Genomic DNA, 24738 nt, shown 5'->3' on the forward strand with positions numbered 1-24738 from the left:
TCACCCCCGGCGGCCCGCGTGCATACGGGCGTGGAAGAAGTGGATGAGCGCCTCGAGGCGCTCCTCGTCGGTGCGGACGGTGAGCCGGCTCAGGCTGTCGGGAAAGATGCGGCTGAAGGCGCCATCCCGCGACTGCACCCACTCGGCGTGGGCGGCGCGCTGGGCGGAGGAGGCACCGTTGAGGTTCACCAACCGGCCGGCGACCGGGTCGTAGGTGGTGAGGATGCGGTCGGAGGGCAGGTCGCGCTCCCACGGGTCGTCGACGCGGAAGCCCATGGTCTGGTAACGGCGCGAGAGGACGCTCCAGCCCTCGGGCTCGACGCGCGGCGGGAAATCGCCGAGCCAGATCAGGATGCTGTGGCGCGGCGCGGCCTTGGCCAGCAGGCGCCAGGGGACGAAGGAACCGGAGGATTGAGGACTGAGATCAGAGGACAGCGGCGGCGGCGTCTGGCCGAGCAGGGTGGCGGCGGCGTGCAGGATCTGGCCGCGGCCGCGGACGGGCTCCTGCAGCTTATAGCCGGCGGGCGAGGCGTGGAGGAAGCCGACGCGGTCGCGGTTGACGGCGCCGAGCATCATGACGAGGCCGGCGAGCTCGAGCAGCGCTTCGCGCTTGGACTGCGCGCCGGAACCGAACTGCAGACTGACGCTGTCCTCGAACAGGAGCAGCAGCGAGACCTCGCGTTCCTCGATGAACTTCTTGCGGTAGGGTTCGCCCAGGCGGGCGGTGACGTTCCAGTCGATGTCGCGGATGTCGTCGCCGAAGGTGTATTTGACGACCTGGTCGAACTCCATGCCGCGGCCGCGGAAGGCGGAGCGGTATTCGCCGCTGAGCACGTTCTCCACGGCGTGGCGCACGCGCCACTCCAACTGGCGCAGGAGCGCCAGTTGCGAGGTGACGAGGGAAGCGGGGGTTTGGACGGGAGCGGACATGGGTCGTTCTCTTAATCGTAATCTTTCTCGTTCTCTTTGTCCGGGGCGTTCGTCTCGGCTGAAGCAGGAGAGAACGATTAGGATTACGAGAACGAGAACGATTGATCACACGGTCGCCGGCACCGGCGTGCGGATCAGGACCTGGTCGAGGATCTTGTCGGAGGTGAGGCCCTCGGCCTCGGCCTCGTAGGTGAGGCCGACGCGGTGGCGCAGGGCGTCGTGGAAGATTTCCTGGACGAGGGCGGGAGAGAGGTAGTCGCTGCCGCGGAGCCAGGCGAGAGCGCGGCCGGCCTGGAAGAGCGCGAGCGAGGCGCGGGGCGAGGCGCCGAAGTTGAGCAGGCGTTTCGCGGCGCCGCCCTCGGCCTGGGCGGCGAGGTCGCGCGAGCTGCGCACGAGCGCGAGGATGTAGGCCTGCACGGCAGGCGAGACATGGATGGCGTCGACCTGCGTGCGGAGCTCGAGGAGCTCGGCGCCACTGGAGACGGCCTTGAGCGAGGGCTGCTTGGTGACCTGGCCCCACTTCTCCATCATCAGGGACTCCTCGGTGGCGGACGGGTAATCGACGAGGAGCTTGAAGAGGAAACGATCGGTCTGCGCCTCGGGCAGCGGGTAGGTGCCCTCCTGCTCGACCGGATTTTGGGTTGCCATCACGAAGAACGGCTTGGGCAGCTGGTGCGAGTTGCCGCCGATGGTGACCTGGCGCTCCTGCATGGCTTCGAGGAGCGCGGACTGGACCTTGGCGGGGGCGCGGTTGATTTCGTCGGCGAGGACGAGGTTGGCGAAGATCGGGCCCTTGTGGGTCGTGAACCCGCCATCCTTGGGCGAGAAGATCATGGTGCCGACGACGTCGCTCGGCAGCAGGTCGGGCGTGAACTGGATGCGCTCGAACTGGACGCCCATGGCGGTGCCGAGGGACTTGATGAGGAGCGTCTTGGCGAGGCCGGGCATGCCCTCGAGGAGGACGTGGCCGTTGGCCAGCAGGGCCACCAGCATGCGTTCAATGACGGCGTCCTGGCCGATAACGGCCTGGCTGATTTCCGTGCGGAGTTTTTGGGACCAAGTGGGACCGTTGATCATGGGGTGAGTGAAAAGTGATGTGTGGCGAGTGACAAGTGATGAGTAGGGAGCGCAATGAGACTGCCGAAGGGAGACAGAGTTTCAGAAGATGGCCACGAAAAGGCGCCAAAAGGCACTAAAATGGAGCCGGGGCGACCCCGCCCCGGAAGAACGCGGCGTGGTCGCCGCGTCTCCAGCGGCGAGCGGCTTTTTCGTGTCTTTTTGTGCCTCTTTGTGGCTAAACCAGAGCATGGCCGATTTTCCGGACATCGTGGAAGCGTCGCTGCGGGCGCGATTTGTCTCCTTGGGCGTGAAGCCGGAGGAGGTCGAGGAGCAGTTTATCCGCGGGGCCGGCGCCGGCGGGCAGAAGATCAACAAAACCTCGTCCACCGTCGTGCTGCGGCACCGGCCGACCGGGGTGGAGGTGCGCTGCCAGCGCGAGCGCAGCCAGTCGGTCAACCGGCTGCTGGCCTGGTCCGAGCTGGCCGGCAAGCTGGAGTGGCGCCGGGCCGAGGCGGCCAACCAGAAGCAGGCGGCGCGGGAACTCAGCCGCCGGCAGACCCGGCAGAAATCCCGCGGCCAGAAGGTGCGGATGATCGAGGCCAAGAAGCACCGCGCGAAGCACAAGTCGTCGCGCGGCCGCGTCAGCGGCGACGAGTGAGCTGCAGGAGGGGCTTTATGCCCCGATGCGACCCACGGCAGGGTTTAACCACTCGGGAGTGTTTTCAAAGCTCGGAAGGGGGACCACTAAAAGGATTCCGCCAACGGCGGAATCTACTTTCACTGCTCCGGCTAATCGCCTCCGCCGCCAGGCTCAGGGGGCGGCTGATCGCCGCCCTCTCTGCCCGCGATTAGCGGGCCCCCGAAACCCACCGCGCAGGCGATCAGCCGGAGCGGTTTCCGTGGATTTCATCATTGGTGAAATCTCATTAGTGGTCCTTTTCGGTGGTTTGAAGACACACCCTGGTGGTTCATCAACTCCGACTGAAGCCCACGACGGTGATCACCACGCCCGTCACGAGGATCACGTTGGCGACCAGGCCGAGATTCCGCTCGAACCAGCCCGGCGGTTTGGCCAGCTCGCCGGTGAGGATGGCGTCGGTGGATCTCCGTTCGTCGATCCGGTGTTCTTTGCGGCGGGCGAGGTCGCGCCGGGCGCTGCCGGCGAAACCGCGGAGGATGACGCCGGCCATCGCGAGCGTGACGCCGACGGCCTGCAGGGTTTCGTGGTCGGGGAGCTTCATGGGTGGAGCCGCCCGATTCTACGAAAACATTTTTTAGCCACGGATTGCACGGATGAATACGGATAAAATCAAAGGCAGGGTTTCACAGGAGCCCGCAGAGAAAAGGCAGGAGATCGGAATCTCTGTTTCCTCTGTGCCCTCCTGTAAAATGATTTGTTCGTTTCCATCCGTGGCCATCTGTGCAATCCGTGGTCAAATGACCCCCACCGCATCCCCGACGCGCACCGTGCCGCGCTTGGTCTCGTGGATGAGGTTGGTGCCGAAATTGACGTTGGTCGGGTCGGCCGGATCGCGCCGGTAGGTGGCGAGGGTCTTGAGCGGCTCCTTGCTGCGCACCGCCGTCTCCTGGTCGGTGGTCGTGATCGGGCAGCGGGCGCACGGGCCGGCGCTGCGGAAGACCGCGTCGCCGATGCGGACCCGGGTCCAGGTGTCCTCCCCGTAGGGCGCGGCGTCGGCGATGACGAGGTTGGGGCGGAAGCGGTTCATCGACAGCGGCACGGGGAGGCGCGAGTTCAGGTCGCTGAGCGACGCCTCGCCCAGGACCATGAACGGGCAGCTGTCGGCAAAGGTGACGACGTCGCCCGCCTGCGCCGCGCGCTTCAGGTTCGGCCGCTGGTAGGTGCCGCCCATCCGCACAAGCCGCAGCGGCAGGCAGAGGAAATCGCTGAGCCATTCCGCGGGCTCGTCGCCGCAGTCGTCGGCGTTGACCGTGCTTTTCCACACCGTGACGCGGCGCTGGCCGGCGGAGGCGTTGAGCGGGACGGTGACCGAGCCGCGGCCGGGCGAGGAGAGGAGGAGAGCGGTGGAAGTCAGTGAGGACTCGATCAGCGCCATGCGGGGGTGGGTGCGCTGCGTGAGGAAGAGGCCGTCGGCCTCGGCCACGATCATGAAGCGGCGGTCGCCGACGAAACCGTGGTCGTCCAGCTCGGCGGAGGGCACCGACAAACCGCGGCAGGACTTGACCGGGTAGAGATGGAGGGCCGACACATGCATGGGGGCAGAAAGGCGGAAGGGCTGAAAAACTGAAAGGCTGAAAACGAGGCCAGCAGTTCGATGCGGGTAACGGCACAGTGCCCTTCGGTTCGACGTGCAGCGTGTTCCCCTATGGATTCAGCTTTTCAGTCCTTCGTTTTTTCAGCCCTTGGCAATCCGCTGGTAATTGGCGAGGTAGAGCTGCTCGCCCCCCCGGGTGTCGAATTGCTTCGGGCGCACCCCGCCCAAGCCGTAGCAGATGGAGAGGATGTCGCCGGCGAACCTGAAGATGCCCGGGATCGTGCGGCCGGCGTTCGGGCCGATCATGCCCGCAAGCGTGAGGTGACCGTCGGCCTCGATCGTGTAAGTGCCCTGGTCGGCCGTGACGCCGCCGAAGCGCACGGCATATTCCCCGCCGGCCAGCTCGATCTCCATCTTGTCGAGCATCATCCTCGGCGCCTCCTCGCCATTCATCTCGGCGTAGACGGGCTGCCAGCGGCCTTCGAGGGAGGGCATGTTCATGCCGGAAAACTGAGAGCTGAGAGCTGAAACCTGAAGAAAAAAGTCAGGGCTTGGGCCGGGTGAGGCAGGAACGGTGGACGGCCCAGATCATCAGCGGTTGCAAGGGCAGGCGCAGCCATAACGACCAGGCCGGGAGATCCACCCCCGGCCAGCCCTGCAGGGCGACGTGAAGGTTGGCCGGGAAGACCGCCAGCAGCAGGACGATCAAGCTCCAGGCCGCCGCGCGCCGCAACGACGGGATCAGCACACCAATGCCACCGGCCACTTCCGCGATGCCACTCACGATCACCAGCAGGCCCGGCGCCGGCAGCCACGGCGGCATCATTGCCAGATAAGGCGCGGAGTTCATGAAGTGATTGGCCCCGGTCAGAACGAAAAATACCCCGACCAGCCACGGTCCGAGGGATCTGAAAGAGGAGCGCAAAGTGCACAGCGGATGTTCGAGGTGAGCTATTGGGCTTGGAGGTATTTCTTCCATGAGTCTGACTCGGATGCCTGCTTGAGGACGGCATTCCGCTTAACAAGCAAGCGATGCATATAGGCCGTGAGGAAGAGTCGGTCAAAAATGCTTCCCAGCCAGCCCAGCGGCGACCGGAAATCGAAACGATCGATCATCATAGTCTTTCCCTGACGATCCTCAAATATGTGATCATGTTTCATACGGCCAAATGTGCCTCGAAGCATGACGTCTTGAAAATGACGCGGCCGATCAAACTGCGTTATCTTTACACGCAATCTTTGGGTGACGCCCAGATGCCGTGCTTCCCAAGTCACTTCCTGCCCGAGACCGATCAGTCCTGAGGTAACGCCGGCGACAGCGCGCTCATCCGTGCCTTCCATACTGTCCTGGTGCACATCGATGCTGCGCGCCAGATCGAACACCCGTTCTCTGGGAGCATCGATGGCAGTTTCGAGGTGGATGACGGCCATTCAGGCTAATTTCACGCCCGCTTCAGCACGTCGCGCGGGGTGGTCTCGACGGGGCCGGGGGCGGGGAGGTCCTTCACGCCTTTCGCGCCGAGCTCGGAGAACTTGCGGGCGCCGGGCAGCAACGTCTGCTCGAAGGAGCCGACGGCGGAGTTGTAGGCCTTGCTGGCCGTCTCAAGACCGCGGCCGACCTTGTCGAGGTTGTCGGCGAAGCCCGCGATGCGGTCGTAGAGCTGGCGGCCGAGGTCGGCGATGACCTGGGCGTTGCGCGACACATCCTCCTGGCGCCAGCCGTAGGCCGTGGCCTTGAGCAGGGCGATGAGCGTGGCCGGCGTGGCGAGCAGGACCTTCTTGCCGATGGCGCGGTCGATGAGCGACGGGTCGGCCTGCAGCGCGCCGGCGAGGAACTGGTCGCCGGGCAGGAAGAGCACGACGAACTCCGGCGAGGGCTGGAACTGCGCCCAGTAATCCTTGGCGCCGAGGGCGTCGATGTGGCTGCGGACCTTGGCGGCGTGCTCGGCGAGCTTGGCGGAGCGGACAGTGTCGTCGGAGGCGTTGACGGCCTCGCGGTAGGCGTCGTTCGGCGCCTTGGCGTCAATGACGATCTGCTGGCCGCCGGGGAGGCGGACGATGAGGTCGGGGCGGAAGCCGCCGGCGGACTGCTGCTCGGTGAAGTCGCAGTAGCTCGACATGCCGGACATCTCGACGACGCGGCGGAGCTGGAGTTCGCCCCAGGTGCCGGCGGTGGTGGTCGAGCGGAGGGCGGTGGTGAGCTTGGCGGCCTCGGCCTGGAGGGAGACCTGGGCGGTGCCGAGGGATTTCAATTGCTCGGACAACTGGCCGTAGGCGCCGGCGCGGGCCTTCTCTATCTCGCCGATCTTGGCGTCGACCTTTTCGAGGGACTCCTTGAGCGGCTTGACCATCGAATCAATGGCCTGCTGGCGCTTGCCCAGTTCGTCGGCGGACTGCTGGTGGAGCTTGCCGAAGGTCTCGCCCGCGAGCTTGAGGAATTCGTTGGTGTTCTTGCTGAGGGCGTCGGCGGAAAGGGCTTTGAAGGACTCGAGGAGCTTGGCCTGGGCCTCCTTGAGGGCGCCGCGCTCGGTTTCGAGTTCGGTGGCGCGGGCGCGGAGGGAAAGCAACTCGGCGTCGAGCTTGGCCACCTGCTCGGTGGCGAGGCGGGCGCGCTCGACCGAGGCAGCGGCGCGGGCCTGGGCAATGAACCAGCCCAACGCGGCGCCGACCGCCAGGCCGGTGAGGATGTAGACAATTTCCATCAGGGAGCAGTGAAGCCCGCCGGGAGCGGTGAGTCGAGCCAACACCCGGGAAGATACTGACAACGTGGTGTCAGGAGACTGACCGGCTGGGTCGGGTGGGTTATGATTTGTGGTTTACCCTGCTGCCTGAGTCTGGCCGATTGACGGGGTCGGCGCGTGCATCAAGCCGGCGCCTTCCTCCCCGAACCGTGAACACGTCCGCCGCCGCCCCGCCCGGGGTTTCCCTCCGCGAGGTCCGCGTCAGCGACCTGCCCGTTTTTTTCGAGCATCAGCGCGACCCCGAAGGTGCGCGCATGGCCGCGTTTCCCTCACGCGACCACGAGGCGTTCATGGCCCACTGGGCGAAAATCATGGCCAACCCCGCCTGTGCCCTCCGCACCGTTCTCTTCAACGGGAGCGTCGCCGGGAATATGTGCGCGTGGACCGACGGCGTCGACCGCTTCGTCGGCTACTGGATCGGGCGCGAGTTCTGGGGGCGCGGCATCGCGAGCGCGGGGCTGGCGCAATTTCTCCACTACGAAACCACCCGCCCGCTCACGGCCTGCGTCGTGAAGCACAACGCCGCCTCGATTCGCGTCCTCCAAAAGACCGGCTTCACGCTGGCCGGCGAGCACGCCTTTGAGCTGCCCGGCGGGGTGAAGCTCGAGGAGTTGGTCTTCAGGTTATGAGGCCCTGCGGAGGGGCCGGCCTTGGGTGGGCGTCGGTTTCCACACCGACGCCTGTCGCCGATATGGAAATCGGCGACCACCTTCGGCGGGGTCAGCGACCCCGCCCTACCTGAGCGACCCGAACGAGATCTGGATGTCGGTGCCCTTGATGCCGGGGCCGGCCTGGAGGGTGCCGCCGTGGAGGCGGAGGATTTCCCGGGCGAGGAAGACGGAGAGGCGGCCCTCGTTGGGCGTCGAGCCGGGGGCCGGCAGGGGCAGGATGCCATCGAGTTCGAGGCGCTTGCCCTCGATGGTGACGATGGCGGTGCGGAGGCCGTCGGTGCCGGCGGTGCGCAGGGTGAGCAGCAGGTCCTTGGTGCCCTCGTCGGGCCGGTTGGCGCCAAGGGCCTCGAAGATGGCGTTGAAGGCGAAGCGCACCAGCACGGGGTCGACCGAGAAGACGAGCTGTTCCTCGGAAAAGCGGGTGGTGATGCCGCGCGCCACGGCAAGCTCGGTGAGCAGGGCGTTGAGGTCGACCGACTGGGCGACCGGCGAGGCGATCTCGCCGAGGACGGTGGCGTGCTCGGCCAGGCGCTGGAGCTTCTGCACCTCGGTGGCGAGGGAGACCTCGGAGGCGATCGCGGCGGCGCCGTCGGCCGGGGGAGTCGATCCCGTCGGCATGGGCGGACGGCTCTGGCTGCGGGCGAGGAGCTGGGCGAAGGTGACGAGGGAGACGAGCGGGTTGGACAGCTCGTGGCTGAGGGTGAGGCCGAGGTTCTTGAAGAGCGCGCGGCGGTGCTGCTCGTGCTCGGCGCGGATGCGCTCGATCTCGGGCGCGGATTCTTCCCACTGGACCCAGACGCCGTCGATCTCGGGGGCGGGACCGGCGGTGACGCGGAAACGGTGCGGCGGGCGCGCCGGCTGGGTGATGGCCTTCTGGGCGTGCAGGGCTTCGCTGGCGACGGCGCGGACCTCGACCGGCAGGTCCATCGAGGCGATCTCGGCGCGGGAGAGGACGCGGGAGCCGGAGAGGTATTTGGCGCGGAGGGCGGTGGCGGTCTCGGCGCGCGCGAGTTCCTCGAGCTGGACGGAGCGCTCGAGGCAGCGCTCGAGCAGGCGGCCGTGGAGGACGGCGCGGAACTTGTCGGACTCGCGGTAGGAGGCGCCGTCGGCGCGCGGTCCGAGGGCCATCCAGCCCAGGAGCTGGCCGGAGGCGTGCAGCGGGATCAGGAGCTTGGCGCCCCAGCTGTGCAGCTGCTGGCGGATGGGGGCATCAATGGCCGGATCCTCGGGGCCGGCCCATTGGGCGACATCGAGGGCGGCGGGATGCTCCTCCAGCCAGAGCGAGAGCGGGTGGCCGGCGTCGAGCCGGTGCGCCTCGTCGTCGGACACGAAGGCGTCAAACTTGCGGAAGAAAAACAGGACCTTGCCGGACTTCAGGATGTAGCGGCCGGCGCGGCGGAACTCGTCGAGCAGGCGCGTGCGGTCGCCGAGGTGGGTGAGGGCGCTCTCGAGGAAGTCCCACGACTCGACCGGTTCGCCGCCGGCCGGGGCGGGCGCGGGTTCACGCATGGCGAAGGGCGCGGCGCTGGCCCGGGAGCGCTCGAGGGTGGTCTGCAGCTGGGAATTCTTGTCGGCGATCTCCTCGAGGAGGCTCACGGACTCGGCGAGGCGGGAGCGGCTTTCGTCGTAGCTGAGGAAGAGGCGGGCGGCGCGGTTCTGGCGGGCCTGCTCGTAGGGCAGGCTGTGCGGCTGGCCGACGAGGATGACGAGGGTGCCCGTGCCGCAGGCGAGGCGGGTGCGCGGGTCGTTGATGTCGGTGATCCAGACGCGCGAGCCGGGGCGGAGAAGATCACGCTGCAGGTCGGCGGGCCGGGCGAAGACAGCGGGTTCGCGCGGGTGGAGCTGGTTCTTCCATGCGGCTTCGAGACCGGGATCCGGGGTGGTCAGGATAAGGGAGGCGGGCATGGAAACGTGATGCGGAAAGTAGCGCCGGGGCGTTCGTTGTCAGGCACAATGATGGTGGCCTTGTGTTCGTGCAAGATATCCGCGCACACCGCCAGGCCCAGGCCCATGCCCTTGGTTTTCGTGGAGACAAATGGGTGGAAGAGCCTGGCGCGCTGGTCCAGCGGGATGCCGGGGCCGTTGTCGCTGATCTCGAGGATGACGCTGCCATTGGGGGAATTCCGGGTGCGGAGGTCCACGCGGCGGTCGGTTTCCTGGCTTTCGAGGGCCTGAAAGGCGTTGATCAGAAGATTGATGAGGACCTGGCGGATGGCGCTCGCGTCGGCCCAGATGGTGTCCGTCGCGGCGTTGTAGGTGCTGGTCAGGGAGACGCGGGCCTCGGCGGCGCGGGTGAGCATGAGCTCGACGGTCTCGCGGGCGACGGCGTGGAGGGCGATGCGCTCCATCTGGTGCCGGCGGGGGTTGGAGAGGTCGAGGAGCTGCTGGGTGAGGCTGTCGATGCGGTCCACCTCGGCGGGGATGAGGACGTTGAAGCGGCGGCGGAACTCCGGGTCGTCGAAGCGGGTGGGCAGGAGGTGGGCGAAGGTCTTGATCGAGACGAGCGGGTTGCGGATCTCGTGGGCCAGGCTGGCGCCGAGCAGGCCGATGGTCGCGAGCTGCTCGGACTGACGCGCCTGCATCGTGAGGCGGGAGCGCGCGAGGATGTTGTCCATGAACTCGGCGATCTCCTGGACCTGCTGCACCTCGGGGTAGGTGAAGGGCCGGTGATTGACCTTGGTGCCGAGGACGAGGACCAGCGACGGCGTGGTGCTGCCCCGCGGGGCGGTGACGGCCAGGCCGAGGTCGAACTCGGTGAGGAAGTGGCGGAGGTCGACGAGGCCCGGCTCGGCGCGCTGGCGCTGGAGGCTCTCGGGGGTGGTCCAGCCGGTCCGGCAGAGCGAAGCGTGGGCCGGGCGTTCTTTGCTGAACTCGAGGTCGCCGGCGGCGTAGACCTCGCCGCTGTCGAAGAGCAGGCGGGCGTAGCTGGCCTGGCCCCAGGTCCGCAGCAGGTTCTCAAAGGCGGTGACGAGTTGGTCGGGGTTGGGCTCGCTGCGCGCGAGGTCGGTCATGGTGCGGCGGATGGCGGCGATATTGTGCTCGGGGCCGAGGCGGAACCACTCGCGGGTCTTGCGCTCGAGCAGGAAGGCGAGGGAGCTGCACACGGCGATGCTCAGGATCAGATCGACCGGTGGGAGAAGGATCAGACCGAAGAGCCACCAACCACCGAATATGCCGCTACACAATATCGTGACGAGGACCAGGCGTTGCACTACAGAAAGAAACACCTGTCTTGCGTCGAAGATGCGGTGGACGGTTACCGCCCAAGCCGTGAGGGCGTAGAAAGTGACGACCGTGATCGGGCTGAGCCGGGAGAGAAAGCGCAGGTTGAGATAGGTGCCGCCGGCGTTGATGGCGATGGCGAGCAGGCAGCTGAGGGCGCTGTTGAAGGTCAGAAACTGCAGTTCGATGCGGCGCACTCCCTGCTCCCGGCGAAGCAGGCGGTAGGATTGGATCACCAGAAAGGCATACAGACCCACACTGACAATGGTGTAGATGAGATAGCCCACGCCGCGCCGCGGGTTCTCCGGAGTGGATGTGCTGGGAATGAAGAGCTCCGTGAAGCAGAGCACGGCCAGCACGGCGCCGATCAGGAACCAAGGCCACGAGCGCCGCAAAGCGGCCTTGGCTTGGCCCTCGGCGGTCAGGATTGACTGCATGAACAGCCAGATGATCCAAGGGAAGAAGGCACCAGCGGCCGAGGTCGCGCGCAGCCACGGCACCGGGTTGATCACCGGGGTGCTTTCGCCCGCCCTCAAGGCGAAAACGAAGAACAGCAGCCACGCGGCCGAGGTCAGGGAAGCGAGCGCAAAAACCTGGTTGGTGAAGCGGCGGGAGTTGATCCAGAGAACGCTCGCCCCGATGGCGAGGGTCAGCAGTGCAGCGATGAAAATCAGGGAGGACATTATCTTTCGACCACGAGCGCGGCATTGCTGCCCGAGAGGCCGTGGCTGTTGACCACGGCGACCCGCACCGGCAGACGGCGGGGCTGGTTGGACAGATTCAGGGGGCAGGCCGGATCGGGACTTTCCCAGTTCACGGTCGGCGGGATCAGGCCCTGCTGCAGGCTCAGCGCCGTGCTGGCTGCCTGGATCGGGCCTGACGCGCCGAGGGCGGTGCCGATGGCCCCCTTGATCGAGCTGACCGGGATTTCTGCCAGCCGGCTGCCATACAGGTGCGCCATGGCGCGGGACTCATTGGCATCGATCACGCGATGGCCGGTGCCCCAGGCATTGATGAAGTTCACTTCGTCCGAGCGACGCTGGGCATTGGCGAGGGCCTGCCGGACGCATTCCACCAGGCCCATGGCCGCCTGCCCGTCCTGGTCGTTGGCGTAGCTGTAACCGGTGATCCAAGCCACGGCGGGTCGCGGGCTGTGTTCGGGTTCAAGCACGAAGATGCAGGCGCCCTCGCCAAGCACACCGGTGGAACGCCACAGGTCGAAGGGCCGGCAGGCTTTTTCCGGGGTCTCGTTGGTGGCGGGGCTGAGTTCCGAGGCGTTGAACCCGAGCATGGGGTAATAGGAGAGCGGAGATTCGCTGCCTCCACAAAGCGCGAGGTCGGTCTGGCCACTGGCGACGAGGTCGGCGGCCTGGCCCACGGCGTCGAGGCCCGAACAGCAAGAGGTCTGCATCGTCAGCATCCTGGCGGGGATCCCGAGCCATTCGACGATCTTCCCGGCCACATTCGCGACCGAGGCCTCATACATGATGCTGCCGGGCGTGTAGCGCACCCCCTTTTTCATAACCAGCTCCATCCCTCGCCCGATCTTGTCGAAGTCCATGATGGACGTGCCGGTCAGTACCACCGGATTGTGCCTCGCCAGATCAGCGGGAGTAAGGCCGGCATCCTTCAACGCCAGTATCGCCGCCACCAGGCTGAACTGGGTGTGGCGTGAAAGGCGCCGGGGATTTTCCTCAGGCGCATACTTCTTCAAGTCAAAGTCCGGGATCTCCGCCCCGATGAACTGTCCGGCCTCCGGGTCGAAGCGGGTGATGGCGCGCACGCGGCTGACGGATTCGTTGATGCCGCGGAAGAAATCCTCACGGCCGATGCCTGCGGGTGTGACCGGGCCGATGCCGGTGATTTTAACGCGGCGACGCATGGGGGGACCGCGCGACGCGGGCGGGTGAGGAGGGGGTGGGCGCCAGGAAGAGGTTCAATGCGGGCGGAAGTGGGTGTGGCGGAGATAGCTGGCCTGGAGCCAACCTCGGTCAGCCATCACCGACCCTAGTTGGCCGACAAAGCAGGTGACGGCAAGCCTCGGTATCGCAAAAGAGATTTGCGCCGTGGCGAGGCCGAACCCACAACAACGGCAGCATGACTGCCCCGGAATTCGAAGCCCGTCTCATGGCCTGGGCTCTCACCTTGCCCGATCTCGAGGCGCTCGTGCAGATCGGTTCGCGCGTGCAGCCGGGTGCGGTGGTGGATGCTTGGTCCGACTGGGATTATCAGCTGATCACCCGCGACCCGGGGCGCTACCATAACCACGACTGGCCGAGGCAGATTGCCCCGTGCTGGTCGGTGCATTTGGAACGCACCCCACGAGGCGTAATGAAGCTGAGCGCGGTCTTTGCGGGTGGTTGGGAGGTGGACTTCGTGCTGTTGCCGGCCTGGCAGATGAAGCTGGCCTGTCGGGCGATGCGGCACCCAGGCGCTCAAGGGTGGTTTCCGCAGGCGCTGCTCCGAGGGGTGCATAATCTGCGACTCGTGGCCGGCCCCGGCCACCGTGTGGTGCTCGGCGGTCCGGCGTGGGAGCGGCGCTATGCCGCGCTGGCGATTCCGTGGCCGGTCCCGGGGTTCATCGTCGAGGATTTCAGATACCACACGGCGGCTTTCTGGCGACATGCCGTCTGGGTGGCCAAGAAAATCCTACGCGGTGAGCTGCACGCGGCGTTGCGTTGGTCGCACGTCGAGCTGCGCGAGCATACCTATGCCCTTCTGGCGGAGGAGGCCCGGCTGGCCGGACGCACCCCCCGGCCTGAGGCCCGCAAGGCGGAGCAATGGCTCGATGACACACGCTTGCGACAGACGGCCCTCTCGACCGGGCCGGAACAAGCCCAGTTGGCGCGGGCATTGCTGGCCGAGATGACTCTTTTTCGCGAGGTCACCCAAAGTATCGCGACCCGGCGGGAGTGGCCGGTGCCGGATTACGTGGCGGTTGAAACCTGGTTGCGGACCGAGCTCACGAAACTGGCCGGCTGACGCGGAGGGCGTCAGTTCGAGGCGAGCGGGAAATCCAGCGTGAAGACCGTGCCGCCGCCGGGACGGGTTTCGACCCTCATCTCCGCGTGGTGCGCAACGGCGATGTGGCGGCAGATGGTCATGCCGAGACCCGTGCCGTGGGGCTTGGTGGACTCAATCGGCTTCTTGAGGATGACCGCCATGACGTCGGGCGGCAGCCCGCTGCCGTTGTCCGCGATCGCGAGCACGGCCCGGCCGGGGTTTTTCCGGACGGAGAGCATCACGCGGGTCGCGCCGGCTTCGAGGGCATTTTTGATGAGATTCTGGAGCACGCGCATTATCTCGTAGCGGACGCCGGTGATGGCGACGTCGGCGTCGCCCTCGATCTCGATGCGCGGGGAATCGAAAAACAGCACGGCCCGGGTCTCCTCGGCGGCGTCGCGCAACGCGAAGGTGTCGCTCTTGGCGACGTGCTTCGCGCTTTGGCGCCACGACTCGGCCAGGTGGAGGCAGAAGGAGGAACAGTGCTCGAGCCGCTGGGCGTAGTGGACGATGCGGTCGACCGACGCGGAACTGCCGGGCAGGCTCTGCGCCTCGTCGAGCAGCATGTTCGTGTAGCCGATGGTCACGACGAGCGGGTTGCAGATGTCATGCACCATCTCCGCGGCGGCCTGGCCGTAACCGACCTGCATCTGGTTCTTCTTCTGCTCGGTCTTCACCGACTCATACATGCCCTCGAGCTGACGGAAGAGCGAAGCGCGCTTCTTGCGCTCCAGCGCCTGGGCGGCATGGCGGCGCACGGCGGCCTGCAGCACGTCCACGTCAAACGGTTTCTTGAGATATTCGTTGGCCCCGAGGCTGATCGCGGCCTGGGCCGAGGCGAGGGCGCCGTAGCCGGTCATCATGATCACGGCCACATCGCTGTCGATGCGTCGCAGCTCTTCCAGACCTTGGATGCCGTTCTTCTGTGGCATGCGGATGTCCATGACCACGACGGCGAACGACTCCTTGCGGATGAGGTCGAGGCCGCGATCCACGCGATCCGCCGTCTGCACCGAGAACTCGTCCTGCAGCAGGTAGCTCATGCTCTCGCGCGGGCCGAGTTCGTCGTCAATGACGAGAACCTTCGGGCGGCCCGGGATCGTGGCAGGGGGGGTTGGCGTGGTGTCGAGCATGGGTGAAACTGCGGGGGCAGGCTGGAGTGGCCCCCCCAGTTTGGCAATCCGAAGCTTGTCATCAGCCGCCTCGGTGGTGCAGCCGGCTTGCTAAATAAATGTTATTTTGCGGCGACGCCGCGGGAGAACAGCTCGGTGATGACGTCCTCAAGGGGCACGTCCTGGATGGTGATGTCGTCCACCGCGCCCAGGCTCAGGATCTGCTGACAGACCTCTGTGACCTTCTCGCTGGGCACGTGCAGGAGGATCTCGCCGTCCTCGCCGACCGCGGCCGTGCCGTGGGCGGGCTTCCAGTCCGCCGGGAACGCCTCGCTCCGGGGCTTGAACTTGATGATACGCTGCCGCGCCCCGGCCCCGGTGATCCGGTCGAGGTCGCCGTCGTAGATCTTCTTGCCGTGGTCGATGACGATCACGCGCGCACAGAGCGACGAGATGTCGGCCATGTAATGGCTCGTCAGCAGGATGGTCGTCTTCGTGCGCCGGTTGTAGTCGCGCAGGAACTCGCGGACCTTCTTCTGCGACACGACGTCGAGGCCGATGGTGGGTTCGTCGAGGAAGAGCACGCGTGGCCGGTGGAGCAGGGCGGCGATGAGCTCCATCTTCATGCGCTCGCCAAGGGAAAGTTCGCGGACCATGATATTGAGCTTCGACCCGACGTCGAGCAGCGCCACCAGCTCGTCGAGCGTGGCCTTGAACTGGTCCGGCGGCAGGCCGTAGATGGCGCGGAGCAGGTGGAACGACTCGATGGCGGGCAGGTCCCACCAGAGCTGGTTCTTCTGGCCGAGCACGAGGGCGAAAAGCCGGCGGTAGGCGTTCTCGCGCTTGGTCGGATCGAACCCTGCCACCCGCGCCGTGCCGCTGGTCGGGTAGATGAGGCCGGAAAGCATCTTGAGCGTGGTGGTCTTGCCGGCGCCGTTGGGTCCGAGGAAGCCGACCAGTTCGCCCTCGGCGATGGTGAAGCTGACGTTGTCGGCCGCGCGGGTCTCCTCGAATTCGCGGTGGAACAGCCCCTTCACGCCACCCCAGAAACCGGGTTGCTTCTTGTAGGTGCGGAAGACCCGGGTGAGGTTCTCGACTTCAATCATGAGAGCCGCCGACTGAACACGGAAAAAAGGGAAAGGCAACCCGCCTTCACCGGGCCGGCCGCACCCTGCATTTAGTCCTGTAATGGTAAGGCTTTTGCTGTAGGCCTACAGACTATGTCCAAGCCCGCGGTCGCACCCACCCTGATCCTGAGCGCCATGCCTTCCGAGATCCGGTTGATTCAGGCGCAGATCAGCGGACCGAAATCGGGGCGGCTGACCGGGTTTCCCTACGTCACGGGAAGCTTGCGCGGCCGGCGGGTCGTCACGGCCGTCACCGGCGTGGGCGTGACCAACGGCGCGATGGTCGCGGCGCTGTTCATCCAGGCGTTCCGGCCGGCCGAGGTGCTCGTGTCGGGCACCGGTTCGCGGTTCAACCCGCGCATCGCCACCGGCGACACGGTCATCTCGACGAAGACGATCCACCACGCCGCCGGCAATCTGACCGACCGGGGCATGATCTACCGCAAGGTGCGCGGCCCGCTCGCCGGGCAGATGACACACTGGTATTACCGGCCGGACCGGCGCCTGCTGAAAATCGCCCGCGCCGCGGTCGCCGGCTACGCGGCCGAACCGGTCACGGTCGACGGCGGGACCTATGTGCCGCGGGTGCTCACGGGCGTGGTGACGGCGAGCGACATGTTTGGCGTGTCGGACGCCAAGATCGCCGACATGAGGAAAAAACTGAAGCCGGACATCATGGAAATGGAGAGCGCCGCCATCGCCCAAGTCTGCACGCAGCTCGGCGTGCCGCACATCGTGTTCCGCGCCGGCAGCAACCGCACACAGTCCAATCCCGGCAGCGCCTACCGCCTGCTCGGCCAGAAGGCCGCGGCCGCCGCGGCGCGCTGGACCGTTTATTTCACCGGCTGCCTCGCGGCGGCCGCAAAACAATGATCGGCCTATGTCTTAGTGGAGAGCTCGCGTCCCTGCGAGCCACGGCCCGCAGAGACGCGGGCTCTCCAGCAAACAACCGGAAGCCCGGCGCATGAAGTGGTTCTCCCGCGGCGATGGCGAGGGCTTCGTGGTGGCCTTCGTGAACAACCTGGTGCAGCTGCTCATCCTAGCGCCGCTGTGCCGCGGCGTGCTCGGGTTCTCCCCGGAGCTGATCTACGGGCGCATCCTGCCGGGCGTCGCGATCTCGTTCCTCGTCGGCAACCTCTTCTACGCCTGGCAGGCGGTGCAGCTGGCGCGGCGCGAGGGCCGCACGGACGTCACGGCGCTGCCCTACGGCATCAGCACGCCCGGGCTGTTCGCGCACGTCTTCCTCGTGATGCTGCCGGCCAAGCAGCTGGCCCTCGCGCAGGGGCTGGCCGACCCGGAGCGCTTTGCGTGGCACGCGGGACTGGTGGCCTGCTTCGCCGGCGGGCTGATCGAGTTCGGGTGCGCTTTTTTTGCGGAGAAAATCCGCCGGCACACGCCGCCGGCCGCGATGCTGGCGACCCTCGCGGGCGTCGGGCTGGGTTTCCTCGGCCTGTCGTTTCTCTTCCAGGCCTTCGCGGCGCCGGTCATCGGGCTGGTGATGCTGGTCCTGGTCTTCCTGGTCTTCTTTGGCCGGGTGAAATTCCGCGGGGGCCTGCCGGCGACCGTGGTGCTGCTGGCCGTGGGCACGGCGCTGGCCTGGGCGACGGGCCTGGCGCCGGTCGGCGGACCGGCGGCGCAGCCGCTGGCGCATTTCAAGCTCTACTTCCCGGTGCCCGTGCTCGGCGAGCTGTGGACGGCCCTGTTCGGCGGGCACATCGTTGCGTATCTGTCGGTGGTGATCCCGATCGGCCTGCTCGGGGTGCTGGCCTCGCTCCAGAACATCGAGTCGGCGGCGGCCGCGGGCGACAATTACCCGGTGCGCCCCAGCCTGGTCATCAACGGCCTCGGCACCATCGCCGCGGCGTGCTTCGGCTCGCCGTTCCCGTCGTCGATCTACATCGGGCACCCGGCCTGGAAGAAACTCGGGGCGCGGGCCGGTTATTCGGTGCTGAACGGCCTGGGCATCACGCTCGTCTGCCTCACGGGCGCCATGGGCGCCCTGACGTGGCTGATTCCGGCGGAGGCGGGCATCGCGATCATCCTGTGGATCGGCATCATCATCGCGGCACAGGCCTTCGAGGTGACGGAAAAGAAATACTACCCGGCGGTCGTGGTGGGCCTGCTGCCCGCACTGGCCGCTTGGGCCATGCTGATCGTCAAGACGTCGGTGGGCGCGGGCGGCGCCACCCTGAATGCCGCGCTGGTGTCCGGCGCGTCCCGGGCCGGCGCCTACCTCGGCGGCGGCTTCGCCCTCGAGCAGGGCTTCCTGTATTCCGCGATGATCTGGTCGGCCGTGGTGGTGTGCATCATCGACCGGCGGTGGCTCCGGGCGGCCGCGTGGTGCGGGGTGGGGGCGGTGCTGGCCCTGTCGGGTCTCATGCACTCCTACGCCCTGACCGGGCGCGACACGGTCATCGACCTGCCCCTGCTGGCCTGGGCGAGCGGCACCTGGACGCCCGGGCGGGCGTTGTTCCCGGCGGGCGGCGCCGCGCTTGGCTACACACTGGCCGCGCTGGTTTTTCTGCTGGCCAAGTTCATCACTGTGCCCCGGGCTGAGGACGAAGTCGCCTGATCATCATGCCCCGGCTGCTCGTCAAAAACATCGGTCACCTCGTCACCATGGACGCCACCCGCGCCGTGTTGCGCGATGCGTGGCTGCTGGCCGAGGGCGGGTTCATCCGGACGGCTGGCACGGGCGCGCCCCCGCCGGCGACCGCGGGAACGGAGGTGCACGACGCCCGTGGCGGGATTGCCACGCCCGGGCTGGTCAACACGCACCATCATTTCTACCAGACGATGGCGCGCGCCTACACGCCGGGGAACAACCTGCCGCTGCTGCCGTGGCTCGCGCACATGAACAAGCTGTGGCGGCCGTTCACCGCGGCCGACCTGCACCTGGCCTCGAAGCTGGCGCTGGCGGAGATGATGCTGACCGGTTGCACGACGACATCCGACCACCATTACGTGGTGCCGCGCGGCAGCGGCGACAACTTCGCCGCACAGTTCCGGGCGGCGGCCGAACTCGGCATCCGGTTCCACGGCGCGCGCGGCAGCATGGATGTGCCGTCGAAGCTGATCGGCGACTGGGCGATCCAGACCGCCGACGAGATCATGGCGGACGTCGGGCGGCTGCACCGGGAATACCACGACCCGGCGCCGGGCAGCTTCCGGCAGGTGTTCCTCGCGCCCTGCGCGGCGACGTCGGCGAGCCACGAACTGCTGACCCTGTCGGCCGCCTATGCGCGCGAGCACGGGCTTGGCTTGCACAGCCACTGCGCAGAGACCGTGGATGAGGACCAGTTCTCGCAGGAAAAATTCGGGCGGCGGCCGCTCGAGTATTTCGCCGACTGCGGCTGGGACTTCGAGGGCGTGTGGTATGCGCACGGCATCCACTTCACCGACGCCGAGATCGCCTGGCTCGGGGCGCGGAAGATCGGCGTCAGCCACTGCCCCTACGCCAACATGCGGCTCGGGTCCGGCATCTGCCGGGTGAACGACCTGCGCGCCGCCGGCGCGAAGGTCGGCATCGGGGTCGACGGCAGTGCCTCGAACGACTCCGGCCACGTGCTCGGCGAGTTGCGGCAGGCGCTCATGCTCTGCCGCGTGCAATACGGCGCCGCGGCGATGAGCGTGATGGACGCGCTGACGATCGGCACGACTGGCGGCGCGGCCATCCTGCGGCGGCCGGACCTCGGTTCGCTCGAGCCGGGCAAATGCGCGGACCTGGCGATCTGGCCGGCGGTGGACCTTTTCTCCAGCGGCTGCGAGAATGCGGTGGACGCGCTCCTGCTCTGCCACGCCCGGCAGGTGGACAGCCTGATCATCGGCGGCCGGGTGCGGATCGCGCAGGGGCGGTTCACCGATCTCGATCTGGCCGGGCTCATCGCGCAACATCACGCCCGCGCCCGGCAGATCCACGCGGCGCTGTCATGAGATTCACGCCAAAAATCCCGAAGGACTGTAGGAGGGGCTTTACGCCCCGATGGATGACAGCCCGTTTCGGGAAAATCGAGGCATAAAGCCCCTCCTGCAGTTTATGGACCCTTCGCTCCCCTTCATCGATCTGCACCGCCACCTCGACGGCAACGTCCGGCTGCAGACCATCCTCGACCTGGGCCGGCAGCATAACATCAGGCTGCCCGGCGCCACCCTCGAGACGCTGCGGCCGCACGTGCAGGTGACCGAGGTGATGCCCGACTTGATCACGTGGTTGAACAAGCTCCACTGGATGATCGCCGTGCTCGGTGATTACGACGCCTGCCGGCGGATCGCCCGGGAGAACGTCGAAGACGCCAAGGCCGAGGGCATCGACTACCTCGAGCTGCGCTTCAGCCCGTATTTCATGGCCGGACCGAACCGGCTGGACCCGGCGAAGGTCGTCGAGGCGGTCGTGGCCGGCGTCGAGGAAGGCCGCGTCCAAACCGGGCTCAAGGTGCAACTCATCGGCATCCTCAGCCGCACCTTCGGCGCGGCGGCGTGCAGGATCGAATTGGAGGCGCTGTTGACGCAGCGCGCGCACCTCGTCGCGCTCGATCTCGCCGGGGACGAGAGGAACTACCCGGCCGAGCTGTTCACGGAACATTTCAAGCGCGGGCGCGACGCCGGCTGGGCCATCACGGTGCACGCCGGCGAGGCCGGTGGTGCGGCGAGTGTCTGGGCCGCGCTGGAGAAGCTCGGCGCCACGCGCATCGGCCACGGCATCCGCGCCATCGACGACCCGAAGCTGCTCGACCATCTGGGCGCACACCGGATCGGCCTCGAGATCAACCTGACGAGCAATGTGCAGACGAATACGGTGCCGGGCTTCGCGGCGCATCCCATGAAGCAGTTCCTTGCCCGCGGCCTGCTCGCGACGATCAACACGGACGACCCGGTGATCAGCGCCATCGACCTGCGGCATGAATTCGAGGTCGCCGCGCCGGCCGCCGGGCTGACGCCGGCCGAGATCGCGCAGGCGCAGCGCAACGCGCTGGAGATCGCGTTTCTGACGGCGGCGGAAAAAACCGCGCTGGTTAACACCAGGAAACAAAGAAGCTAAGGCCCGGCAGGGGCGCTGGTGGAGGCCGCGAAGGCGTGGCAAAACCTGAGACTTGAGGGACGGCCCGGCGAGAGCTGGCGCAGCTATTTGTTCCGGAGCGTTTGCAACGCGCCGCCCCAGGCGATCACCTGATCGAGCATGACGTTGACGGATTTTTCGTGCTGGGGGGCCGGCTTGAACACGCTGTAATTCTCGAAGTCGGTGAGCAGGGAAAGCCCGACCTGGGCGCGCACCGTGGCGACCTGCAGCTCGGACATGATCAGGCGCAGGTTTTCCACCGCGCGAATCCCGCCGGCCGCGCCGTAGCCAATGAATCCGGCCGCCTTGTTGCCCCATTCGTGATAGAGGAAATCGATCGCGTTCTTGAGCGCCCCCGGGACCGCATGGTTATACTCGGGCGTTACGAAGACGTAGGCATCGTAGGTCGCGATTTTCGCCGACCAGCGCCGCGTATGCTCCTGGGCATACCGGCCCATCATCGGCGACATGGGTTCGTCGAAGAGCGGCAGGTCGAAGTCCTTGAGATCCACGAGTTCGAACCCGGCGTCGCGGCGCTGGCGCGCAATTTCGTAGGCCCAGTTCGCGACCGCCTCGCCATTGCGATTGGGCCGTGTGCTTCCGATGATGATGGCAATTTTAAGCATGACGATTTTCTCCTGAGTTAACGTGTTGGAATGGGGCAAGCGGGCGCCCGGTCAGGCCGCGCCGCGCGCGGCCCAGAGCGGCGCGAAGGCGGCGCGTTCGTGGGAGAACAGCACGGCCCAGAGCGCGACCGCGATCACCGCCGGGGCGAAGCCCGCCGGCGCCATGCAGGCGTGAAAGAGCACGATGTTGACGAGGATGGGCGCGAGGATGACCAGTGCCGCCCGCACGAACCGGTTGGCGAGCAGCAGGACGCCGGCGACCAGCTCCAGGGCGAACACCGCCGCCAGGTAGTGCGAGACGAACAGCGCACCCACATACTGGCCGGCGATGCCCGTGGGCATCGGCGCCGGGATGAAGTGCAGGAAACCATTGAGGCCGAAGACGGAGAACAGGAGCCCCAAGAGGAGCCGAGAGATGAGGACGAGTGTTTTCATATGATGAGGTTTGGTTGCAAAAAGCTTATTCGCGGTGGTCGGATTCGGCGCTGTCGATGCTGGTGACCGCGACGAGGCTGAAGAGAATGATGGTTACGGTGATCATGGGCGTGGGGCTCACTCGATGGTGAGGGTCGAGATTTTGCCGTCGCGGAGCCGGAGCTGGTAAGCGAGCGTGACGGGGCTGCCGGGAAACTGGCCGGACACGGCGACCGAAAGGCTGGCCTCGTCGCCCTGCACCGTCGCGCGCAGCACGGTGAACGCGGGGCGGTATTTCCGGCTGGTCGCGGCGATCCAGGTGCGAATGGCATCCCGACCCACGTAATCCTGGTTCTCGTCGTGCACCGAGGCATCGGCGTTGAAGCAATCGGCGGCGACGAGGACATTGAACCGGTTGGCGGCCTCGAGATAGCGCGTCACGGCGGCAGGCAGGGTGGTGGCGGTGGTGGTTGTTTTCATGGCGGCGGTGGGAACGCACCCACATTATCCGAAAACCGCCGAACCGCCCAATGCCGTGTTTTTGGCCTCGCCCATACTTTTGGTAATAGCTGGAATCCGCCCATGGAACTGCGTCACCTGCGCTACTTCGCCGCCGTTGCCGCCCACGGGAGTTTCAACCGCGCGGCGGACACCCTGCACCTCACGCAGCCGGCGCTCAGCCGGCAGGTGAAGGACCTGGAGGAGGAACTGGGCGTGCCGCTCCTCGTGCGCGGCAAGAACGCCGTGACCCTGACGGAGGCGGGGGAACTGTTCTACGAGGAGGCGCGCGACCTGCTGGCGCGCGCCGACCAGGCGGTCCAGCGGGTGCGGGGCGAGGCGCGGAACGAGATCCTGCGGGTCGGCTATGCGCCCTCGGTGACCGCGGGCATCATGCCCGCGGCGTTGGAAAAATTCCAGGCGGCGACGCCCGGGGTGCGGATCGAGCTCTCCGATCTTTCCTCGAGGGAGATGATCGAACTTGCGAAGGCAGGGCGGCTGGACCTTTTGATCACGCCCGAACCGGCGGCGGAAGCCGTGCCCGGGTTCCAATGGACCGAACTGCGGCGGGTGTCGCCGGTGCTGGTCATGCCCGCCACGCATCCACTGGCGAAGTTGAAGCGGATTCCGCCGGCCCGGTTGCGCGACCTGCCGCTGATCGGCCTGGCCCGCGAGAATTATCCCGACTATGTGCGTTTCGCGCGGGCCCTGCTCAAGCCGTTCGGAGTCACCCCGCGGTTCGTCGCGCTCATCAACGACGGGGTCTCCACGCTGTTCCCCGCCCTGGAGGCCAATCGCGCCGCGGCGATTCTCGCCGACGGCATCGCGAGCATCATGCCCCGGACCCTTGTCACGCGGCCGTTTTCTCCGGCGCTGGCGGAAGGCTCGGTCAAGCTGGGGCTGCCGGCGGTGCGGCCCAACCCGCACGCCGAGACCTTCGCACGGCTGCTGCGCGCCGAAGTGGAGCGCCTGAAGCAGGGACGGCCGTGAAACACCAACTCGCCGGAAATCCCAATCCCACGGCGTGGTCGCCGTGGCTCCAGGTCTTGGAGCGCGGGCGACCTCGCCCGCGGAATGGTATCAGGTCGGCAGGCCGGACTGACTGGTCGTCTTGAGCGCGGCGAGACGGAGAGGGTGGTTCGGGAGAGTTGAGCCGGGGACATGGGGCAATGACGAGTCGAAGGTAAGGCGCGTTGAGGTCAACGCGCTCCACCTCAAGCGTGCCCGAGCTTCCGGTAGTCGAGAACGGTGTGGCTGATTTCGCCCGCCTCGACGCACTTGAGGTCGGTGAGCAGATCGGGCGGAGAAACGTCCTCGCCCTCGCACCAGATGAGCTTGTGGCGGCCGTCGGCGTCGGGCGGCGTGAACAGCCCGGGCACGAAGAAATGCGCCGGCACCGTGGACTTCATCACGGTATCCGGCCGGCAGGGGAAAGGAAAGTTGACGTTGTGGACGGTGAAGCTGCGCGGCGGGGTCTTCGGCAGGAGCTCGCCGGCGAGGCGCGCGGCATGGGCGGCGGAGTGCTGGAGCGTGGCGGTCAGCTCGGCGCCCGGTTTGCCGCCGTGCTCCTTGAGGTCGTAGTAGACGCCCTCGGACACGTCCTGCGAGAGCGCCATGGCCGGCAGGCCGTGCAGCGTGCCCTCGAGCGCGGCGGAGACGGTGCCGCTGGCGACGATGAAGCCGAGCGTGCAGTTGAAGCCGACGTTGATGCCGCTGACGACAGCGTCGACCTTGACCGGCAGCAGGTGGGCGATGGCGATGTTGACGCAGTCGGAGGGCGTGCCGTCGACGGTCCAGGTGGGGCAGCCGAAGCCGTGGTCGGCGACGGCGGACTGCACGGCGCGGTGGCGCGTCTTGGAAGCGCCGGTCCAGCTCTGCTCGGTGAGGGGCGCCACGACATAAAGCTCGTGCCCGGCGGCCTGGAGCGCGCGGACGAGCGCGTGGAAGAAGACCGAGTTGATGCCGTCGTCGTTCGTGACGAGGAGTTTCATGGCGAGCAGGCCTTCACGGAATACGGGGCGGCGGCGGAGGGGAAGCGAGAAAAC

Annotated in this window: 25 protein-coding genes; 8 read left to right on the plus strand and 17 right to left on the minus strand. The window is 66.9% G+C overall.

The genetic code is table 11. The annotated features are described in order from the left end of the window. A complete protein-coding gene (locus BLU29_RS10905) occupies nt 1–930 on the minus strand; it encodes a DUF58 domain-containing protein (RefSeq protein ID WP_091057712.1) in 930 nt (309 codons plus the stop codon). Between the two features lie 105 nt (nt 931–1035). Continuing rightward, entirely contained in the window at nt 1036–2007 is a 972-nt protein-coding gene (locus BLU29_RS10910) for a MoxR family ATPase (RefSeq protein WP_091057715.1), read from the minus strand. 229 nt (nt 2008–2236) lie between these two features. On the opposite strand from BLU29_RS10910, the gene BLU29_RS10915 reads away from it, so the two are divergent. Continuing rightward, entirely contained in the window at nt 2237–2647 is a 411-nt protein-coding gene (locus BLU29_RS10915) for a peptide chain release factor-like protein (protein ID WP_091057718.1), read from the plus strand. Nucleotides 2648–2960: 313 nt separating this feature from the next. Here BLU29_RS10915 and BLU29_RS10920 read toward each other — a convergent pair whose 3' ends face one another. The 6 genes from BLU29_RS10920 to rmuC form a co-directional block, all read right to left on the minus strand. Continuing rightward, a complete protein-coding gene (locus tag BLU29_RS10920) occupies nt 2961–3230 on the minus strand; it encodes a hypothetical protein (RefSeq protein ID WP_091057721.1) in 270 nt (89 codons plus the stop codon). A gap of 192 nt (nt 3231–3422) precedes the next feature. Next, nucleotides 3423–4223, minus strand: a complete 801-nt coding sequence (locus tag BLU29_RS10925) for an MOSC N-terminal beta barrel domain-containing protein (protein ID WP_091057724.1) — start codon at nt 4221–4223, stop codon at nt 3423–3425. A gap of 141 nt (nt 4224–4364) precedes the next feature. Next, nucleotides 4365–4724, minus strand: a complete 360-nt coding sequence (locus BLU29_RS10930) for a TIGR03067 domain-containing protein (RefSeq protein ID WP_091057725.1) — start codon at nt 4722–4724, stop codon at nt 4365–4367. A gap of 43 nt (nt 4725–4767) precedes the next feature. Then, nucleotides 4768–5202, minus strand: coding sequence for a DoxX family membrane protein (locus tag BLU29_RS10935; protein ID WP_091057728.1), 435 nt, complete (start codon nt 5200–5202; stop codon nt 4768–4770). Further along, entirely contained in the window at nt 5175–5654 is a 480-nt protein-coding gene (locus BLU29_RS10940; RefSeq protein ID WP_091057729.1) for an SRPBCC family protein, read from the minus strand. Before BLU29_RS10940 ends, BLU29_RS10935 begins: the two co-directional genes overlap by 28 nt. 11 nt (nt 5655–5665) lie before the next feature. Then, nucleotides 5666–6925 (minus strand): DNA recombination protein RmuC, encoded by a 1260-nt coding sequence (gene rmuC, locus BLU29_RS10945; RefSeq protein ID WP_091057732.1) that lies wholly within the window; start codon nt 6923–6925, stop codon nt 5666–5668. A 188-nt stretch (nt 6926–7113) separates the two neighbouring features. On the opposite strand from rmuC, the gene BLU29_RS10950 reads away from it, so the two are divergent. Next, nucleotides 7114–7593: a GNAT family N-acetyltransferase gene (locus BLU29_RS10950; protein WP_091057734.1), complete on the plus strand. Its 480-nt coding sequence runs from the start codon at nt 7114–7116 to the stop codon at nt 7591–7593. Between the two features lie 105 nt (nt 7594–7698). On the opposite strand, the gene BLU29_RS10955 is transcribed toward BLU29_RS10950, so the two are convergent. The 3 genes from BLU29_RS10955 to BLU29_RS10965 are packed head-to-tail and all read right to left on the minus strand — an operon-like array spanning nt 7699 to nt 12739. After that, on the minus strand, nt 7699–9540 hold the full coding sequence (locus BLU29_RS10955) for a hypothetical protein (RefSeq protein WP_091057737.1): 1842 nt from the start codon (nt 9538–9540) through the stop codon (nt 7699–7701). After that, nucleotides 9519–11540: an ATP-binding protein gene (locus BLU29_RS10960; protein ID WP_091057739.1), complete on the minus strand. Its 2022-nt coding sequence runs from the start codon at nt 11538–11540 to the stop codon at nt 9519–9521. Before BLU29_RS10960 ends, BLU29_RS10955 begins: the two co-directional genes overlap by 22 nt. After that, complete coding sequence (locus BLU29_RS10965; RefSeq protein WP_091057741.1) at nt 11540–12739, minus strand: beta-ketoacyl-[acyl-carrier-protein] synthase family protein; 1200 nt, start codon at nt 12737–12739, stop codon at nt 11540–11542. Before BLU29_RS10965 ends, BLU29_RS10960 begins: the two co-directional genes overlap by 1 nt. Nucleotides 12740–12954: 215 nt before the next feature. Here BLU29_RS10965 and BLU29_RS10970 point away from each other — a divergent pair, with 215 nt between their 5' ends. After that, the gene (locus BLU29_RS10970; RefSeq protein ID WP_157693798.1) at nt 12955–13839 is read left to right on the plus strand and encodes a hypothetical protein; all 885 of its coding nucleotides are present in this window, start codon (nt 12955–12957) and stop codon (nt 13837–13839) included. A gap of 11 nt (nt 13840–13850) precedes the next feature. Here BLU29_RS10970 and BLU29_RS10975 read toward each other — a convergent pair whose 3' ends face one another. Continuing rightward, nucleotides 13851–14993: a response regulator gene (locus tag BLU29_RS10975; RefSeq protein WP_091057748.1), complete on the minus strand. Its 1143-nt coding sequence runs from the start codon at nt 14991–14993 to the stop codon at nt 13851–13853. A 101-nt stretch (nt 14994–15094) separates the two neighbouring features. After that, nucleotides 15095–16078 (minus strand): ABC transporter ATP-binding protein, encoded by a 984-nt coding sequence (locus tag BLU29_RS10980; RefSeq protein WP_091057751.1) that lies wholly within the window; start codon nt 16076–16078, stop codon nt 15095–15097. Between the two features lie 114 nt (nt 16079–16192). Between BLU29_RS10980 and mtnN the strand changes: the two genes are divergently transcribed. The 4 genes from mtnN (at nt 16193) to add (ending at nt 21137) form a co-directional block, all read left to right on the plus strand. Beyond that, nucleotides 16193–16972: a 5'-methylthioadenosine/S-adenosylhomocysteine nucleosidase gene (gene mtnN, locus BLU29_RS10985; RefSeq protein ID WP_091057753.1), complete on the plus strand. Its 780-nt coding sequence runs from the start codon at nt 16193–16195 to the stop codon at nt 16970–16972. 91 nt (nt 16973–17063) lie between these two features. Further along, nucleotides 17064–18671, plus strand: coding sequence for a permease (locus BLU29_RS10990; RefSeq protein ID WP_091057755.1), 1608 nt, complete (start codon nt 17064–17066; stop codon nt 18669–18671). A gap of 5 nt (nt 18672–18676) precedes the next feature. Further along, nucleotides 18677–20032, plus strand: coding sequence for an amidohydrolase family protein (locus BLU29_RS10995; RefSeq protein ID WP_091057757.1), 1356 nt, complete (start codon nt 18677–18679; stop codon nt 20030–20032). Between the two features lie 103 nt (nt 20033–20135). Further along, the gene (add, locus tag BLU29_RS11000) at nt 20136–21137 is read left to right on the plus strand and encodes an adenosine deaminase (protein WP_091057759.1); all 1002 of its coding nucleotides are present in this window, start codon (nt 20136–20138) and stop codon (nt 21135–21137) included. Nucleotides 21138–21220: 83 nt separating this feature from the next. Here the strand turns inward: add and BLU29_RS11005 are convergent, their stop codons facing one another. From BLU29_RS11005 to BLU29_RS11015, 3 genes are all read right to left on the minus strand, one after another. After that, on the minus strand, nt 21221–21781 hold the full coding sequence (locus BLU29_RS11005) for an NAD(P)H-dependent oxidoreductase (protein ID WP_091057762.1): 561 nt from the start codon (nt 21779–21781) through the stop codon (nt 21221–21223). A gap of 51 nt (nt 21782–21832) precedes the next feature. Next, on the minus strand, nt 21833–22216 hold the full coding sequence (locus BLU29_RS11010) for a hypothetical protein (RefSeq protein ID WP_091057763.1): 384 nt from the start codon (nt 22214–22216) through the stop codon (nt 21833–21835). A gap of 117 nt (nt 22217–22333) precedes the next feature. Then, a complete protein-coding gene (locus tag BLU29_RS11015; protein ID WP_091057766.1) occupies nt 22334–22675 on the minus strand; it encodes a nuclear transport factor 2 family protein in 342 nt (113 codons plus the stop codon). Between the two features lie 102 nt (nt 22676–22777). Between BLU29_RS11015 and BLU29_RS11020 the strand changes: the two genes are divergently transcribed. After that, nucleotides 22778–23683 (plus strand): LysR substrate-binding domain-containing protein, encoded by a 906-nt coding sequence (locus tag BLU29_RS11020; RefSeq protein ID WP_091057769.1) that lies wholly within the window; start codon nt 22778–22780, stop codon nt 23681–23683. A 224-nt stretch (nt 23684–23907) separates the two neighbouring features. Here the strand turns inward: BLU29_RS11020 and surE are convergent, their stop codons facing one another. Continuing rightward, nucleotides 23908–24684, minus strand: a complete 777-nt coding sequence (gene surE / locus BLU29_RS11025) for a 5'/3'-nucleotidase SurE (protein WP_091057772.1) — start codon at nt 24682–24684, stop codon at nt 23908–23910. Nucleotides 24685–24738 lie beyond the last annotated feature (54 nt).

This window comes from Opitutus sp. GAS368, assembly GCF_900104925.1.
Classification (GTDB): domain Bacteria; phylum Verrucomicrobiota; class Verrucomicrobiia; order Opitutales; family Opitutaceae; genus Lacunisphaera.

Excerpts from the sequence above, each read along its gene's own strand:
- BLU29_RS11005 (WP_091057762.1), bottom strand. The coding sequence starts at position 21,781 with ATGCTTAAAATTGCCATCATCATCGGAAGCACACGGCCCAATCGCAAT.
- BLU29_RS10960 (WP_091057739.1), bottom strand. The coding sequence starts at position 11,540 with ATGTCCTCCCTGATTTTCATCGCTGCACTGCTGACCCTCGCCATCGGG.
- surE (WP_091057772.1), bottom strand. The coding sequence starts at position 24,684 with ATGAAACTCCTCGTCACGAACGACGACGGCATCAACTCGGTCTTCTTC.
- BLU29_RS11015 (WP_091057766.1), bottom strand. The coding sequence starts at position 22,675 with ATGAAAACAACCACCACCGCCACCACCCTGCCTGCCGCCGTGACGCGC.
- BLU29_RS10910 (WP_091057715.1), bottom strand. The coding sequence starts at position 2,007 with ATGATCAACGGTCCCACTTGGTCCCAAAAACTCCGCACGGAAATCAGC.
- BLU29_RS10915 (WP_091057718.1), top strand. The coding sequence starts at position 2,237 with ATGGCCGATTTTCCGGACATCGTGGAAGCGTCGCTGCGGGCGCGATTT.
- BLU29_RS10905 (WP_091057712.1), bottom strand. The coding sequence starts at position 930 with ATGTCCGCTCCCGTCCAAACCCCCGCTTCCCTCGTCACCTCGCAACTG.
- add (WP_091057759.1), top strand. The coding sequence starts at position 20,136 with ATGGACCCTTCGCTCCCCTTCATCGATCTGCACCGCCACCTCGACGGC.
- BLU29_RS10970 (WP_157693798.1), top strand. The coding sequence starts at position 12,955 with ATGACTGCCCCGGAATTCGAAGCCCGTCTCATGGCCTGGGCTCTCACC.
- BLU29_RS10965 (WP_091057741.1), bottom strand. The coding sequence starts at position 12,739 with ATGCGTCGCCGCGTTAAAATCACCGGCATCGGCCCGGTCACACCCGCA.
- BLU29_RS10955 (WP_091057737.1), bottom strand. The coding sequence starts at position 9,540 with ATGCCCGCCTCCCTTATCCTGACCACCCCGGATCCCGGTCTCGAAGCC.
- mtnN (WP_091057753.1), top strand. The coding sequence starts at position 16,193 with ATGTCCAAGCCCGCGGTCGCACCCACCCTGATCCTGAGCGCCATGCCT.
- BLU29_RS10995 (WP_091057757.1), top strand. The coding sequence starts at position 18,677 with ATGCCCCGGCTGCTCGTCAAAAACATCGGTCACCTCGTCACCATGGAC.
- BLU29_RS10925 (WP_091057724.1), bottom strand. The coding sequence starts at position 4,223 with ATGCATGTGTCGGCCCTCCATCTCTACCCGGTCAAGTCCTGCCGCGGT.
- BLU29_RS10990 (WP_091057755.1), top strand. The coding sequence starts at position 17,064 with ATGAAGTGGTTCTCCCGCGGCGATGGCGAGGGCTTCGTGGTGGCCTTC.
- BLU29_RS10980 (WP_091057751.1), bottom strand. The coding sequence starts at position 16,078 with ATGATTGAAGTCGAGAACCTCACCCGGGTCTTCCGCACCTACAAGAAG.
- BLU29_RS10975 (WP_091057748.1), bottom strand. The coding sequence starts at position 14,993 with ATGCTCGACACCACGCCAACCCCCCCTGCCACGATCCCGGGCCGCCCG.
- BLU29_RS10935 (WP_091057728.1), bottom strand. The coding sequence starts at position 5,202 with ATGGAAGAAATACCTCCAAGCCCAATAGCTCACCTCGAACATCCGCTG.
- BLU29_RS11010 (WP_091057763.1), bottom strand. The coding sequence starts at position 22,216 with ATGAAAACACTCGTCCTCATCTCTCGGCTCCTCTTGGGGCTCCTGTTC.
- BLU29_RS10920 (WP_091057721.1), bottom strand. The coding sequence starts at position 3,230 with ATGAAGCTCCCCGACCACGAAACCCTGCAGGCCGTCGGCGTCACGCTC.
- rmuC (WP_091057732.1), bottom strand. The coding sequence starts at position 6,925 with ATGGAAATTGTCTACATCCTCACCGGCCTGGCGGTCGGCGCCGCGTTG.
- BLU29_RS10930 (WP_091057725.1), bottom strand. The coding sequence starts at position 4,724 with ATGAACATGCCCTCCCTCGAAGGCCGCTGGCAGCCCGTCTACGCCGAG.
- BLU29_RS10940 (WP_091057729.1), bottom strand. The coding sequence starts at position 5,654 with ATGGCCGTCATCCACCTCGAAACTGCCATCGATGCTCCCAGAGAACGG.
- BLU29_RS11020 (WP_091057769.1), top strand. The coding sequence starts at position 22,778 with ATGGAACTGCGTCACCTGCGCTACTTCGCCGCCGTTGCCGCCCACGGG.